Annotated in this window: 14 protein-coding genes and 1 tRNA gene; 9 read left to right on the forward strand and 6 right to left on the reverse strand. The window is 49.9% G+C overall.

Annotated features, from left to right (window positions below):
• Position 1: 1 nt before the first annotated feature.
• Complete coding sequence (locus E1B03_RS25775) at positions 2 to 1384, reverse strand: glycoside-pentoside-hexuronide family transporter (RefSeq protein WP_133087154.1); 1383 nt, start codon at positions 1382 to 1384, stop codon at positions 2 to 4.
• 290 nt (positions 1385 to 1674) lie between these two features.
• On the opposite strand from E1B03_RS25775, the gene E1B03_RS25780 reads away from it, so the two are divergent.
• Together E1B03_RS25780 and E1B03_RS25785 are read left to right on the forward strand one after the other, a co-directional pair.
• Positions 1675 to 1769, forward strand: a tRNA-Sec gene (locus tag E1B03_RS25780).
• Between the two features lie 108 nt (positions 1770 to 1877).
• On the forward strand, positions 1878 to 2444 hold the full coding sequence (locus E1B03_RS25785) for a DUF6680 family protein (protein WP_133087155.1): 567 nt from the start codon (positions 1878 to 1880) through the stop codon (positions 2442 to 2444).
• A 311-nt stretch (positions 2445 to 2755) separates the two neighbouring features.
• On the opposite strand, the gene E1B03_RS25795 is transcribed toward E1B03_RS25785, so the two are convergent.
• Positions 2756 to 3085 carry a hypothetical protein gene (locus E1B03_RS25795; protein ID WP_133087156.1) on the reverse strand — a complete coding sequence of 110 codons (330 nt, stop codon included), beginning with the start codon at positions 3083 to 3085 and terminating at the stop codon, positions 2756 to 2758.
• A 292-nt stretch (positions 3086 to 3377) separates the two neighbouring features.
• On the opposite strand from E1B03_RS25795, the gene E1B03_RS25800 reads away from it, so the two are divergent.
• Entirely contained in the window at positions 3378 to 3794 is a 417-nt protein-coding gene (locus E1B03_RS25800) for a Rap1a family protein (protein ID WP_246044135.1), read from the forward strand.
• Positions 3795 to 3902: 108 nt separating this feature from the next.
• On the opposite strand, the gene misL is transcribed toward E1B03_RS25800, so the two are convergent.
• On the reverse strand, positions 3903 to 6737 hold the full coding sequence (misL, locus tag E1B03_RS25805) for an intestinal colonization autotransporter adhesin MisL (RefSeq protein ID WP_103769400.1): 2835 nt from the start codon (positions 6735 to 6737) through the stop codon (positions 3903 to 3905).
• Positions 6738 to 6812: 75 nt separating this feature from the next.
• Positions 6813 to 7430 (reverse strand): helix-turn-helix transcriptional regulator, encoded by a 618-nt coding sequence (locus E1B03_RS25810; protein ID WP_103769399.1) that lies wholly within the window; start codon positions 7428 to 7430, stop codon positions 6813 to 6815.
• A gap of 577 nt (positions 7431 to 8007) precedes the next feature.
• Between E1B03_RS25810 and E1B03_RS25815 the strand changes: the two genes are divergently transcribed.
• The 3 genes from E1B03_RS25815 (at position 8008) to E1B03_RS25825 (ending at position 11081) form a co-directional block, all read left to right on the forward strand.
• A complete protein-coding gene (locus tag E1B03_RS25815) occupies positions 8008 to 8778 on the forward strand; it encodes a winged helix-turn-helix domain-containing protein (RefSeq protein ID WP_133087269.1) in 771 nt (256 codons plus the stop codon).
• Positions 8778 to 9242 (forward strand): hypothetical protein, encoded by a 465-nt coding sequence (locus E1B03_RS25820; RefSeq protein ID WP_133087158.1) that lies wholly within the window; start codon positions 8778 to 8780, stop codon positions 9240 to 9242. Before E1B03_RS25815 ends, E1B03_RS25820 begins: the two co-directional genes overlap by 1 nt.
• Before the next feature lie 342 nt (positions 9243 to 9584).
• The gene (locus E1B03_RS25825) at positions 9585 to 11081 is read left to right on the forward strand and encodes a C69 family dipeptidase (RefSeq protein ID WP_103769397.1); all 1497 of its coding nucleotides are present in this window, start codon (positions 9585 to 9587) and stop codon (positions 11079 to 11081) included.
• 35 nt (positions 11082 to 11116) lie between these two features.
• On the opposite strand, the gene E1B03_RS25830 is transcribed toward E1B03_RS25825, so the two are convergent.
• Positions 11117 to 12019 (reverse strand): LysR family transcriptional regulator, encoded by a 903-nt coding sequence (locus E1B03_RS25830; RefSeq protein WP_103769396.1) that lies wholly within the window; start codon positions 12017 to 12019, stop codon positions 11117 to 11119.
• A 104-nt stretch (positions 12020 to 12123) separates the two neighbouring features.
• Between E1B03_RS25830 and E1B03_RS25835 the strand changes: the two genes are divergently transcribed.
• Entirely contained in the window at positions 12124 to 13131 is a 1008-nt protein-coding gene (locus tag E1B03_RS25835; protein WP_133087159.1) for a zinc-binding alcohol dehydrogenase family protein, read from the forward strand.
• 1 nt (position 13132) lies between these two features.
• The gene (locus E1B03_RS25840; RefSeq protein ID WP_103769394.1) at positions 13133 to 13438 is read left to right on the forward strand and encodes a putative quinol monooxygenase; all 306 of its coding nucleotides are present in this window, start codon (positions 13133 to 13135) and stop codon (positions 13436 to 13438) included.
• 39 nt (positions 13439 to 13477) lie between these two features.
• Here E1B03_RS25840 and E1B03_RS25845 read toward each other — a convergent pair whose 3' ends face one another.
• Positions 13478 to 14254 carry an SDR family NAD(P)-dependent oxidoreductase gene (locus E1B03_RS25845; RefSeq protein WP_133087160.1) on the reverse strand — a complete coding sequence of 259 codons (777 nt, stop codon included), beginning with the start codon at positions 14252 to 14254 and terminating at the stop codon, positions 13478 to 13480.
• Positions 14255 to 14399: 145 nt separating this feature from the next.
• Here E1B03_RS25845 and E1B03_RS25850 point away from each other — a divergent pair, with 145 nt between their 5' ends.
• On the forward strand, positions 14400 to 15344 hold the full coding sequence (locus tag E1B03_RS25850) for a LysR substrate-binding domain-containing protein (RefSeq protein WP_133087161.1): 945 nt from the start codon (positions 14400 to 14402) through the stop codon (positions 15342 to 15344).
• Positions 15345 to 15354 lie beyond the last annotated feature (10 nt).

Below are 15354 nucleotides of genomic sequence, written 5' to 3' on the forward strand. Positions count from 1 at the left end.
CTTAGTTCTGTAATTCTTTCGTCGTAAAATCCTGCTGATTGCGGCGCGCGCCCTGAGCCAGCTGACTCATGATTTCCTTCAGATACGGCGTTTTCAGGGTATAAAAGCGTTTGGCAATCACGGCACTCAGCAGGTAACAAATAGCCGGGACAATCGTGAACAATGCGATAATGATGCTAATGGTGGCACTGTTTTGGGTTTTCGCTGCGGCATCGTAGCCGCCGCCCGCCAGCATCCAGCCGATCATCGCCCCACCGAGCGCCAGACCCAGCTTGAGTACGAACAGCGTGCCCGCAAAGCTGATCCCCGTCAGACGCTTTCCGTTGCACCACTCGCCGTAATCAACGGTGTCGGACATCATGACCCACTGGATTGGCGTCACGAGCTGATGCAATACGCCAATTACGAAAATAAAGACGAACATGGTGATGTTGGCGTGCATCGGCACGAAGAACATCGCCAGACTGATGACCGCCAGCAGGGCGTTCGTCCACCAGAAGACGCTGACTTTGCATTTCCAGTCAGTCAGCGGTTTTGCCAGCGCAGAGCCGATCAGGTTGCCGACGCAATAAGTGGTGAGGAAGGCGACAAACACTTCCGGCGTGCCCAGGATCCAGGTGACGTAATACATCATCGCCCCGCCGCGAACGCAGACGGCAAGGATGTTGAGGATGGTCAGCAGGCCGACAATGCGCCACTGGTCGTTTTGCCAGATGTCGCGCAGGTCTTCACGCATTGAGTTGCTGCTCGGTGGCGCTTCCACACGTTCTTTGGTGGTGAAGAAGCAAAATGCCAGCATCAGGAACGCCACAATCGAGAGCACGGCAATCCCGCCCTGGAAGCCCAACGCTTTATCTTCGCCGCCAATCAGATTCACCAGCGGCATCATCAGCACGGTGGAGAGCATGCCGCCCGCCGTCGCCAGCACAAAGCGCCATGACTGCAGGGAGATGCGCTGCGTTGGGTCATTGGTTATCACACCGCCCAGCGCGCAGTAGGGAATGTTCACCACGGTATAAAGCAGGGTCAGCAGCGTGTAAGTGATTGCGGCATAAATCATTTTGCCGTGCAGGCTGAGATCCGGCGTGCTGTAGGCGAGCACACAGACCAGACCAAATGGCAGAGCGCCAAACAGCACCCACGGGCGGAATTTCCCCCAGCGCGAACGGGTACGGTCGGCCAGCAGTCCCATGCAAGGGTCTGAGATAGCATCCAGCGCACGAGCCAGTAAGAACATCGTGCCGACAAAACCTGCCGGAATACCAAAAATATCGGTATAAAAGAACATCATATATAACATGACGTTATCGAAGATGATGTGGCTGGCGGCATCACCCATGCCGTAGCCAATCTTCTCTTTAACAGACAGAATCTCACTTTTCATTACGCATCCTTGTTTGCACTTTCACACGCGCTGATACCGGTTACAGTTCTTGTAAACCATCCCTGTGAGCGCGGGTATTCCGATATCTCGTTATCAAATTACGATTCTTGTTTTCTGTGATCAGGGTAGCGTCAAAAAATGTGTCTAAGTGTAAGTAATGGATTTCTCGGAGATTTATTTGAAACTGGTCATGGTATTGGGAAACGGAAGTTAAAAAAGTGAGTGAGGGGGTGTGGAAACGTTTGGAAGTAGCTATAATGCGCCCCGCCTCCATGTAGCAATCGAGGCGCGGAAGATCGTCATCTCCGGTGAGGTGGCTGGACTTCAAATCCAGTTGGGGACGCCAGCGTTCCCGGGCAGGTTCGACTCCTGTGATCTTCCGCCAAAATGCTTATCTCACCCTAGCCATTTGCCCTATCTTCTCAGCATATATATGCTTTTATAATTCTCGCCCAAAGTTTCTAGTTTTATTTATTTTTTACGAGAATCTAATATGAGCACTGCCCTTACGATCATGGCTATTGCTGCTACAGTAGTTAGTCCATTACTAGCCATTCAAACACAGAAATTTATAGAAAGGTATTACCAAAAAAAATCATTGAAAATTGATATATTCAAACAACTTATGGCTACCAGATCTCAGAATGCCAGGCTGTCCAGTGAACACGTTCGTGCATTAAATATGATTGACTTAGCATTTTATGGGAAAATAAAAAGAGGGAAGGCTAAGAGAAGCACTTCTGAAAGCAATGTCTTATCTTCATGGAAGCTGTATTTTGCACATTTAAATACATCTTACCCTGATAATGATAATACATTAGGTGCCATATGGAACCAAACCAGCAACAATCTTTTTCTAGACTTGCTATCAGAGATGGCGAAAGATATTGGCTATGATTTCGAGCGCGTTCAATTACAAACAGCCATATATTCACCTGTAGCCCACGGAGCAATAGAAAACGATCAATTAAAAATCAGACAGGGGTTAGCTGCAATATTCTCAGGGGAAAATGCTTTAAAAATGGAAATTATAAATATTCCAGCAAGACAGGACAATTAATCTTCCTGTGGCTCAATACCTAACCGTTCCAACTCCTTTCTCCCTATAGTTTTGAGCCAATTCCCCACACTCATCCCTTCGCCAAGTGGCTACGCGAAGCGGGGTTTGATACCGGGTAACAGATTACCGTAAAAGTGATGAATGGCTATATCGTCCTGATGGTCTACGGCGAGCAGGAAAAACAGTTGGAAGATGGGCTGAAAGAGGCACATCAGAAGTTGAATAGAATAGCTGAGCCTGTAAGCGTTACTTATAGGTTCACCAGGTGCCGGATGGCGCTAACGCTTATCCGGCCTACAATATCAAATGAATCATCGAATGGAGCCATCGGGATAAAGGTACATCCCCCCTTCCAGATAAACAGGCTCACTATTACTTATCTTTAAATCATCGTATAGCGATTGCATTTCATTATCTTCTGACTCCAGACGATAATAGGTATCTACATCATATTTCTCATTGCGTAAATCATCATCATTATAGATACCTAAATGTTTCTTTAGCCCTACGATAGTAAATATCCATTTCAGACCATCTTTAATATAATAAGCACCACCATAAGCATTCTCATCTGGAAACTCTTCATATCCCAAGCGTAGCGCGTGTACACGTGCATGTTTTCCTGTTGTTAGACTATTCATATACACTCATTTTAATTGTCTCATATCATACACTGAACGTCATATTCAAAACACTCTCCTGATAGCCTATGCCAAAAGGTATAAATGACATCACAGTGAAGCACGCATTATAATGTCAATTAAATTAATAGACACAATACCATCTCAGCTTAAATGATGTGTGTATTTTTATTTATAAATAATTGCAACAATGGACTACTCATGAAAAACGTATTTATAGCAATGGTTATCGCTTTCGTCACAATCACCGCCTCATCCGCCGCTTTTGCATGTCCGAAAGGCGAACATCCGCATGGTGGTACAGGTTCACATCATAAGGGTGGTTGGTGCTCGTATGATCAATAAAATTTCCATTCCTGTCGTGTTATTGCTCTGTCTTTCAACATCAGCACTGGCAAAATCGACGTTGAATATCGACGGCAACTCGCTTTATCACGGTTATCAATTGTATGAAAGAGGTTTTGATTATTTGAATGTTCAGGATGAACAGATTGCTGTGATGTATATGTCTTTTGTCGCAGGAGTGGCAGGCACATTATCACAAGAGAATATCATCTGCGGTGAGAGTATAACCATTGGGCAGGAGGCCGATATTGTCGGGAATTACCTCCAAACTCATCCTAAGGAACGAACAAAATACAGTCCTTCTGAATTGGCCATGATTGCTTTAGGTAAAGAGCTTGCTTGTAACAAAAATAGTAATAGCTAGCGCTGCACTCAGCTTATTTGCCGGATGGCGCTAACGCTTATCCGGCCTACAATTTCAAAATAAAGCCGCCGATCGGTTAATCAGCGGCTTTTACATTACTGCATTACATTAGAAGTTATATTTCACACCCAACATACCGCGGGTATCGCTGTAGCCTTTATCGCCGACTTGTTGGGCCACGTTGCTCCACACGTTGAGGCGCGGAGTGATTTGACCTTCAACGCCGACTTTCAGCTCGCCGATGTTTTTGGTGCCGCGCATGTCGTTGCTTACATCATCCATTTTCACGCTGGTTGTCTGCGTGTTGTGGATCCAGTTGGCTTCAACAAACGGCTGGAACTCGCGAGATTTACCGTCGTCGATGGCGTTGTGACCGTTGATAAAGGCTTTTACACCCAGGCGGGTCATCAGGTTGCCATCGGTGTTGTCCTTCACGCGGGTACCGTTTGCTTCACGGTGGCTGTCGGCCTGCACGTCCATCCACACCACCTGCGCTTTCGGTTGCAGCCAGTAGCTGTTGCGCTCGTTTTCACCCAGTTTGAAGCTGTAACCGGCTTCAACAGAAGCGGTTATCCCGCTGGATTTGTATTTCTCCGTCGCCTGCTCCTGGCCCATCACTTTGTTATCAAACCAGTTGTACAGCGCCCAGGTATCCACGTAGGTACCGGTCTTGTCGGCGTCATTGGCATACCATGTGCCGTACAGTCCCACACTGTAACCGGTGACCTGACCACGTGAATGGTAACCGGTCAGGCTGGACTGCGTGCGGTTCTGGCTGTTGGCATAACCGGCCATCGCGCCAAAGTGCCAGCGGTCGAGACCGTCGCTACTCCACTGCGCCAGATCGCCGCCTAACTGCAAGACATAGCTGTTACTTTGGGTTTTCAACTGCCCGCTTCCGTCTTTGAAGCGGGTATGGGCCCCGACGTTACGCATCCACAGGCTGGTGACTTTTTTCTCACCCGTCAGCATGTCGATGTACTGCGTTTCACCCAGACGGTCGTGGAGTCGGGTCATAAACAGCGTGTTAGCAGCGTAGTTGTTCGCCAGATAACTGCCTGCTTCCGGGCGATACTGCTGCTCAGTAACAGGAGGCGCAACAGGTTCTTCCGGCTCAGGGATAATCGGGTCTACAGGATCGACCGGGTCTGGATCAACAGGACCTGGGTCAATAGGGTCAACCGGATCCGGGTCAACAGGGTCTGGGTCGATGGGATCAACCGGGTCCGGATCAACGGGGTCTGGCTCTTCCGGATCCGGCGGAGCGGGAATGAAGCTGGTCAGATACCAGTTGCTGCCCTTCTGCACAACGTTATAGTCGTACGCACCGGCAACAATACGGCCCGCTTTCTCAAAAGTACCGTCAGAATTACCGGCCACTTCGATGATCTCAATGCCTTCAACGGTCTGCGCCCCGGTTCCACCAATATTGTTCACCGCCACAAACGCGTTACCCGCGGTGTTGCCGAGCACTTTCAGCTTGTCGGTTTCGGAGGCATCGTCATTCAGGACGGTATTGAAAACCAGCTTGCCGCCGTTCCCGGTGAAATCTTCATTGATGGTAAGCGTCTGCCACGGTTCACCGTCAGCATGCCCAAAGTTCACCACTGCCCCCCCATTCAGCGTCAGGTCGGTGAGCGTTGAACTGTTGGTCATGTTCCAGGTTGCATCACTCATTTGCAGCGAGATAACACCTGTTCCGGCTGTGGCGCTGGTGATGTATGACGCTCCACTCCACAACGAGTTGTCGGTCATGTTGAGCTTAATGGTACTGTTTTGCTGCGGCAGGCTGCTGGTTGCAGCAGTCGCGCCAGCGGCGTGAAGATCGCCGTCGATGAGGAAGCGCCCGCCAGTAGAACCGTCTACTGTGCCGCCCGTTTCAGTGCTGATGGCATAACTTTCATTGCTGTGATCGCCCGCCATGGTAATAGCGGCACCGCCTGCCAGGTTTATCGCACCGCGTGAAGTCGCATACAGGCCGCGTGGTGCTTTGCTATATGATGCCGCTTTCGCCGAACTGTTGACGTTGACCGTCGCGTTTTCGCCGAGATTCACGGTCGCATTGGTGGAGTAAACCGCATGCGCGCTGACGCCGTTAACCGTAATCGTCGCGTTGTCGCCCAGTTCTGTTTTGGAAGATGAGGCGGCATAAATCCCCGTGGAAGAGGCACCCGATGTCTCAATGATGGCGTCATTGCCAAGCAGAATGGAGGAACCGCTCTGCCCGGTGCGAAGACCTTCTGAACTGTCACCGATCGTCACAATGTGCGCCCGGTCGCCAACGACAATGGTATTTTTGGCCTGCGTGGCGTCTTTCATCGCGTTTGCAGTGATACCACGGCCCTGGGAACCGGTAGTCTGAATATAGAGATCGTCGCCAACGTAAATACTGGCCGATCCTTTCCAGCCCTGACTATAGGAGTTGTAACCGGCGTTAATACCGTCACCATCCTGACCGTCCACATAAATGCTGGTTCGATCCCCGGTGATGATAAAGACCGGGTTATCCGGCGTATTGGCCCCATGCGTGCGGATACCGTCAACGTCTTTACCATTATTGGCGGCATTCTTCGACTGCGTGCGAATCGTCAGGTCGTCACCGAAAATAACGCCCGGACTACCCGTGGCACTGTTCTGAATAACGGTAATAGAGTGCTCAAAAGCTTCAGCGCCGGGTCCATTAATCGTTAATCCATTGCCATAAACGGGAATAGTACCCGCACTCCATTGATAAACATAATTCGGCATGGCGCTGGTTTTAGCGAAATTGGCATTTGCCTGCGCAGGGATTATAGCCTGCAATTCCGGGGGCAGACTGCTAACCAGTCCGCTGGAAGGAAGACTATCAACGTCAACCCAGGCCGCATGGGTTGAAAATACCATAGAGGTTAATGCGGCTGAAACCGCTATGGCAATACGAGAGTAAGATTTGGGATTTGGCATATTAGCCTCCTGCTATCAGGCGTAGAGCGTCCACCACATCGCAAAGATGTGAAAATATTAAAAATCAGAAATGCGTTATAAAATATTCGACAGTATTTGATGAATACTGTGGCCTAACTTATCTTCAAGCCGGAGCTTGTAGACGTATATTTTCTTAATATCGATATTATCTATTTTGGTAATTTGCTGAATACTTTTCCCTGAGACAAACCGCTTCAGTAATATCATTTCTGTATAGTTGAGTGAGCGTCCGCGTTTACTGTTCGCGAGGTGACCGGTAAATAACCGGCGGATTTTCTGATGCTGAACGTCATCATCATCATCGGAATATATAATTCCTTGTATTTTATTACTTTTAGACAGCCAGTAGTTGGCCAATGGCGCCAGGTTTCTGTCTGCTATTAACACAATATGCATGCCGCTGTAGGCCAGTCGGTCAACCCATTGCGGGTCGGCAAACAGGCGCAGGTTCGGGAAAGAAAAGTCCACAAAAATAAACCCGCGCGACAAATGGTTTTGATTATTAAGCAGAAGTTTTTCAATAATTCCTTTTTGCAGAAAGCCATTTCCCTCAGGCCAGATCGCAAAAGCAGCACGGTGACAGTAGTTGGCGCGTACTGCAGTATCCGGATATAATTGACAGGATAATTCACAGCTTATGCAACGAACACTCTGTGACGGTGATCTCTTCATCAAAAATGACTCCTGTTATTTTTCCATAAATATTTCATTGGTAAATAAATGTGTCAATCCGACACGTACGACATTCCTTGTCAGTTAATAACAGTGACGCTAAAAAAATGTAATAAACTCCTGATGCACTAATAGGTGCGGACGGTAAGTAATGCGCTACCGATAACCTTTTTTATGCTTTATCTCAGAATAACAATCTGGGCATTAAGAATTTTCTCCATAAATTCAAGCTCCAGGATAAATATCAAAAAAGCACTATTTGCTAAAAAACAATCGATGTAAAGGTTACTTATTAATTACACAATTCTGATAACTCAATCACCCTTGTCGTTCTGTGGATAAATATAATGATAATTCGGATAAAACTGTAATGAATTCTCATTATTTAACATTAGTTAATTCTCACCTAAGAACTTACGCAGCTAACTTGTTGTATATAAAGAACTTTTAACCCTTAAGTGAAATTCTTATCTTCGATCACGTACAAAGAGTGAGGCGTATTATCGATTTGGATGTAAAATTTAAGGTAAGTGTTGGCACATGCGGTGATACGTTTTGGTTACTGAGGGCTGGGCAATTGTACCTTATCAATCAGTTGGTCGAATTTAATCCTGATAGCAAAAGTCTGGTCAATCGTCAGACCGGGCGGGCAATACAACTTCAGCTCCCAGCTTCGCTTTGTTTTCTCTATTTAATTACTCACGCAAGTGACATTGTTTCCCAGAACACGTTGATGAAAGTGGGCTGGGGTGAGAGAAATAATGTGACCACCACCAACACATTTTACCAGGCTATTCTGACGCTGCGTAACGCACTGGCGGACGTGGGTCTACCTCGTGATACGGTAAAGACTATTTCACGGCGCGGGCTTACATTAAATGAAAATACGCAGGTAGAGACGATAACGCATCTTCAGAGTGAAGTTTACTCGCCACCGGTTATAGAGGAAAACACGCCCCCAAAGATAATTCCTCCCGCGCCTCAACAAACGACGCGGGTAACCTGGCGGGACATTTTATTTACTGCGGGCATTGTTATTGCCACCCTGATTATTTGGCTGGTGTGGTATCAGACACGTCCTGTTATGCCGTTTAGTAAATTCGTTTCTGTTTCCATGCAGGTCCCCTCACGGCAAAACTGTAAAATCTATTACTCACCAAATGAGCACGATCAGGAGAATTATTTCAATCTGATGCAGCTGCATCCCTATCTCTGTGAAAACAACAAGCACGTGTTCCTTTCCGGCTACCGTAAAGCGGAGAGGATCGTGGCATTTGTCTGTGACAAAGATGCACGGGTAGATGCTAACGCGTTTTGTACTACCCATTATTACTGGATGCGCGGGTAATGAAAAAAACACAACACTTTATTTTACTCGTAATCGGTCTGGCAACATTGCTTGGTTCAGGCGGGTGGCTATGGTATTCACGCTATGCCGAAAAGCCGCTGAATTGCATCGGCAGCATGGAATGGAATATTGGCAGCAATCGCTTTGCCGGTACGTTATCGTTTCGGATGTACAATAATGAAGGTTTGGCCACCATCACCGGAAAACTGTACGGACGTAATACCTCAGACATCAGCAGGAACATTTATTTCATCTACACCAGACAACACGAAGCCCGGGTACTTCAGGCGATGCAGGTGGTCAAAACCTTCGCAGATAGCGCCGATGAAGCAGATATTAACAACACATTACCTGGGTTTTACCGCCAAAGCGGACGAAGCCTGAGCCTGGTCATGGAGGAGTATAAGGGCGCATGGATTTTTGCCAGCTCCAATGTGCCCTCGCTGTATTGCCGCAAAAGGTAACGTCATATCCGGATTCAAAAAGCATGCCCCCTCAATGGAACTCATATTTGCCATCATCGACTTACGCGACATGGGTCACTGAATCTACTAATAACCCATTGCTATTCTTCGTCCCGAATCAGGAAACATCCTGAATATCACGATATCCGTTGCGTAATAATTAAGCGAAATGGGCGTTTTAATTTGTCCTGAAGACTTCAACCTACGAATGGATATTTGGAGAAGACGTGGGCAGGGGCGTTTATCTCTCTCGCGAGCAATGTCTGAGCGTTCAGGCGTTATCGCATTTCAGGAAACGGTGTGTTTCCGGTGTATTTTTGGCGTACATATGAGGGATACGTAATGTTTACTTTTAAAAAGTGCCTGATTGCACTTTCTATAAATTTGGCCGTTGTTTCATCAGGTTTTGCGTGTACGACCCTGCTGGTCGGCAATGAAGCATCAGCGGACGGCTCCATGCTGGTAGCCCGTAGCGCTGACAGCGATGCCCTGAAAGCGCAGCATTTTGTCATTCACCCGGCCAAACAGAATCAGACCGGGGTATACAGCACCAAAGCACATAACGGTGCGAATGACTTTACCTGGCCGCTTCCCAAAAACTCTCTGCGCTATACAACCGTCCCAAACTGGAAAACTCAACTGCACGGTGCAACCGGATTTAACGAACTGGGCGTTGGCGTGAGCGGCACAGAATCTATTTTTGCCTCACCAAAAGCGCTGGCCGCCGACCCATACGTTGAGGATAAAGGGATCACTGAAGACGATATCCCGGATATTCTACTGTCGCAGAGCAAAACTGCGCGTGAAGCCGTGGCGCTGCTGGGCCATATCGTTGAAACTGTCGGCGCTGGCGAAGGCTTTGGCGTTGCCGTCGTCGACGAGAACGAGATCTGGTACCTGGAAACCGGCAGCGGCCATCAGTGGATGGCGCAGCGTCTGCCGAATAACCAATATTTTGCCACCGGTAATCAGGGCCGCTTACAGGATTACGATCCTAAAAACCCTGACATGATGGCGTCGAAAAACCTGATTCAATTTGCGACCGAAAAGGGTCTGTACGAACCGGCGAAAGATGGCAAATTCAACTTCTCCAAAGCCTATACCCGTGATGACGAGCGTGACCGCACGTATAACGACCCGCGAGTATGGACCATCCAGAAAGAGTTCAATCCTTCCGTAAATCAGGATATGGCCAAAGGGCGTGAATTCCCGGTCTTCATGACGCCAGAGAAGAAAATGACGCTGGACGATGTGAAAGCCGTACTGCGTAACCATTACGAAGGCACCAGCCATGATCCGTATACCAATGGTCTGAACGGCAAAGAGCCATGGCGTCCGGTTAGCGTATTCCGCACCTATGAAGCGCACGTTATGCAGGTCCGTCCGTGGTTGCCAAAAGAGATTGGTGAAACGACCTACATTGGTCTGGGCATGGCTGACCTCACCGCCTTTGTTCCGTACTACAGCGGCCTGAAAGCGTATCCGGCAAACTACACGATGGGTAGCGACAAAGCGGACGATCAATCCATTTACTGGAAATACCGTAAGTTACAGACGCTGACGATGACCGATTATCCGAAGCTCGCGCCAATCGTCAAAAAAGCCTACAAAGCGTGGGAAGACAAAGTGGCGAAGGAGCAAAAAGAGGTCGAAGCCGAGTATCTGAAGATGGCGAAAACTGATAAACCAGCTGCCGATAAGATGCTGAATGACTTCAACCTGCGCATCATGGCCGACGCCGAGAAGCTGACGGAAGATCTGACTAATCAGCTGTTTACCATCCGCACAAAAGACATTCAGTCTGATATCTTCTTTGCAAACGCGGCCAAGAAAGACTGAGTAACAACGCGATAATATTCTGGCGCAAGCGCATATTAGCTTTGCGCCAGCATTTCACACCGCGTCTTCACCGCGTCGTGCAGCAGACGGACCGCCGTAGAAAGCTGCTTCCGATGCGGGCAAATCATATTCAGCGGGACTTTCTCTCCCTGATAATCCGGCATCAGCAGTTGTAATCGACCGTCACGCACATCCTCGCTGACATCCAGCCACGACTTGTACGCCACGCCTTCTCCGGCAATCGCCAACCGTCGAATCACTTCCGCATCGTCGCTCATAATGGTGCCGTTAACCTGCACACTGCTGACCTCGCCGTTACGCGTAAACGTCCAGCGATCGTGAAGGCGGCCGCGTAAAACAAAGGTCATGGCGTTGAGCTGTGTTAATTCGTCCGGGGTTTGCGGCGCGCCGTTGTGCTCAACCCATTGTGGAGAAGCCACCAGCACGCGTCGGTTACCCGGTGCAACGGGCAGCGCGATGTAAGACGCATCTTCGGTGTTGCCGTAGCGAAACGCGACATCGACGGGGTCTTTAAAGACATCCGTCACCTGATCGGAGAAAAAGATCCGCAGACGCAGCGCAGGATAACGGCGTCGAAACGACTGAAAAACCGGCAGCAACAAATTCCGCCCGAGATCGGAAGGCACGGCGATTTGCAACGTGCCTGACACTTCATCTTCCGGGGTCTGAATTTTTTGCAGCCCGGCATGCATCACGTCCAGCATCTGGCGGGCATAGGGTAGCCAGACCTCGCCCTCCGGCGTCAGGCGCAGGCTGCGCGTGGAGCGAGCGAACAAGCGGATAGCCAACGTAGACTCCAGGCGCTTGATAGCAGAACTGACCTGAGCAGGCTGAACGCCGACTTCACGCGCGGCATCGCTAAAACTATTCAGCGCCGCAGCGCGGACAAACAACGTGAGATCTTCAAGCCGGAACATTTTCACTCCCCGAGTATAAGTCCTGTCGCCGTACGGCTATTTTTCCCGTTCTGTTACCGGTTTACCATCGAATTATTCAACTGATTCCTGTGACCGGAGAGACCATGAAAGCCATCGCCATTACCCGCGCCGCGACCGACGGCAATAACATTGAATTTTTACAAGAGATTGACCTGCCCATGCCGGTCGCCAACGGACATGATCTGCTGGTTGAAGTAAAAGCCATTTCCGTCAACCCCGTGGATACCAAGGTCCGCGAAGGTTTTAACGCGGAGGTGCCGCGCGTGCTGGGGTGGGACGCCGTTGGCGTGGTGAAGTCCGTGGGCGAAGCGGTCACTCTGTTCGCACCTGGCGATGAAGTCTGGTACGCCGGTGCACTGGGTCGCCCTGGTAGTAACAGTGAATTTCAGCTGGTTGATGAACGTATTACCGCACTGAAGCCGCAATCACTGGATAATGCTTCAGCTGCGGCGCTGCCGCTGACCGCTATTACCGCCTGGGAAATGCTATTCGACCGTCTGGACGTTAAGGAAAATGGCAATGAAAATGATGTGTTATTGATTGTTGGCGCGGCTGGCGGCGTCGGTTCTATCCTGACGCAACTGGCCAGTAAGCTGACCAAAATGACCGTCATCGGCACCGCATCACGTCCGCAGAGCCAGAAGTGGGTTCGTGAAGCGGGCGCTCATCATGTGATTGACCACAGCAAACCGTTAACGGAAGAGCTGGCACGGATAGGTATTAAAGAGGTGACGCACGTTGCCAGCCTGAACAATACCGAGCAGCACTACTCGCAAATTATTGCCGCCCTGGCGCCGCAGGGCAAACTGGCGCTGATTGACGATCCGCAAACCCTCGATGCGCGTCCGCTGAAGGCCAAAAGCATTTCGCTGCACTGGGAATTTATGTTTACCCGTTCGATGTTTACCACCCACGACATTATTGCGCAGCATCAGCTTTTGACCCGCGTAGCGCAACTGATCGACAACGACACCCTCCGCACCACGCTGGGCGAGCATTTTGGCGCGATCACCGCGGCGAACCTGCGAAAAGCGCACGCGCAAATTGAAACTGGCCGCGCGGTCGGCAAGATTGTGCTGGAGGGGTTTTAACATGTCTGATTCAGAGGTAATTTCAATTATTGCGGTACTGAAAGCCAGACCGGGGAAAATCGACGCACTGAAACAGGCGCTACAAGCTCTGCTGCTGCCCACCCGCCGGGAGCCGGGCAATATTGAATATGCCCTGTTCCAGTTACGCGACACGCCAGATGTATTCTACGTGCGCGAATCCTGGCGCGGTCAGGCCGGCCTGGACGCGCATATCGCTCTGCCACATTTCCAGGCCTTTATTCTGCAAATGAACGATCTGCTGGCCGAACCGCTACGGCTGGATTATCTGACGCCGATTGCACCGTAATGCCCCGACAATCCCCCGCAACAACGCGGGGGATATTCATCAGATATTTCGCCCGGCCATAACACCACCATCCACATCCCAGACAGCACCGGTCACCCAACCCGTTTTATCAGACAACAGGAACGCGATGGTTTCTGCAACATCACCTGGCGTACCAACCCGGCCAATCGGATGGAAACTGTCAAAACTACTCATCACACCTTGCACGTCTTCCTTAGGGATAAATCCTTCGTAGATCGGCGTATGTACCACCGCTGGAGAGACTGCATTGACGCGGATCCCATTCGCACCCAGCTCGACGGCCAGATTTTTAGTTAATGCATGCAGGCCCGCTTTGGCCATCGAATAAGCTGAAGAAGGCGTCGCACCAACCGCCTGCTGCGCCCACATAGAGCCGATATTAACAATTGCGCCTTTAATGTTTGTGGCCACCATGTTGCGTACCACATCGCGGGTGATGAAAAACGTCGCCCGATTGAGACTCATGTACAGCTCATAATCTTCAACTTCATGCTCAGTAAAAGGTTTCGGGAAGAAAACCCCTGCGGCATTGACCAACAGGCTGATGTCTTTATGGTCACTATTCACCGTTGCCATCACCTGTTTCACACCCGCTTCCGACATCAGATCTGCCACAATGATGGAGACGTCACCCAGCTCCGCCAGCGCCTGTCTCGCCTGCTCTGCTTTGTCCGCGCGATTGCCCACCAGCACCGCTTGGCCACCGCCCTGAAGGATCCGTTTTGCAGTTTCAAACCCCATCCCACTGGTACCGCCTACCACTAACAGTTTTTTTCCGACAAATAATGTGTTCATCGCTAACCTCGTTTCAAGCGTCGTTAATGTGCTAACAATGCCACTCCCCTGAGACGCTGACGAATGAGAAGAAATAGCGATCCAACAAAGAAAATCTATCTCGATGCCATATACTGAAAATACTTACCAAACGGGAAATGACCTGATGCGATCGCTTAATCGTCTAAAATGGTTACACGCTTTTGAAGCCACTGCCCGTCACGGCAGTTTTACCGGTGCAGCACAGGAGCTGGGAGTTACCCCAGCAGCCGTTGGGCAACTGGTACGCGCCCTTGAAGACTGGGTTGGCCACCCGCTGCTGCATCGTATTCGTTCGGGCAAAGAACGCCTGACGCTGGTCAGCGATGCACAGGAAGCATTACGTGAAATATCTCAGGGGCTGGATAGCCTGGAATCCGGGCTGAACAAGCTACGCGGTCGGCGGGCACGTTCGGTAGTGATTATCACCGCCTCTCAGGTTCTGGTGATGAACTGGCTGATGAACCGCCTCAATCGTTTCTCGCAAGCGTATGAAAACATAGAATTACGCCTGAACGTGACGGAAAAGCTAATGGATGTCGCTCACGGCGAAGCCGATCTGGGCGTGCGTTGCGGCAAAGGCGACTGGCCTGGGGTAAATAAAACCTGGCTGATGGATGAAGAAGCGGTCTTGGTCTGTAGCCCACGTATAGTGCCACCAGGAAAAATATCCTGTGGTGAATGGCTGACCACACAAAAGCTTATCCATGACGATACTCCCCACCCCGGAGCCAATTTTCCAGCCTGGAATGATGTCCTGGCCGCCGCCCAGGCTCCTACCGTTCGCGACAGTGGTTTGCACATCAACTCCACCTCCGCCGTAATTCTGGCGGCACTCAGCGGTCAGGGCGTCGCCATTGTGCGCAGGGCATTAGTGCAACAGCTACTAACTGATGGACAACTGGTTCAGCTTCATCCCGACACCCGCTGGCCCCTGACGTGGTCTTACTACATCGTCACGCCACAGCACGCGGTCATGCGTCCGGAGGTGAAAGTCTTTAATGACTGGCTGATTGCGGATGTGCTGGCAGAAATAGCAACCATCTCTGCTATGATGCCTGCACACAAATAAAACAAAACAA

The sequence above is a fragment of the Citrobacter arsenatis genome (assembly GCF_004353845.1).
Taxonomy (GTDB): domain Bacteria; phylum Pseudomonadota; class Gammaproteobacteria; order Enterobacterales; family Enterobacteriaceae; genus Citrobacter; species Citrobacter arsenatis.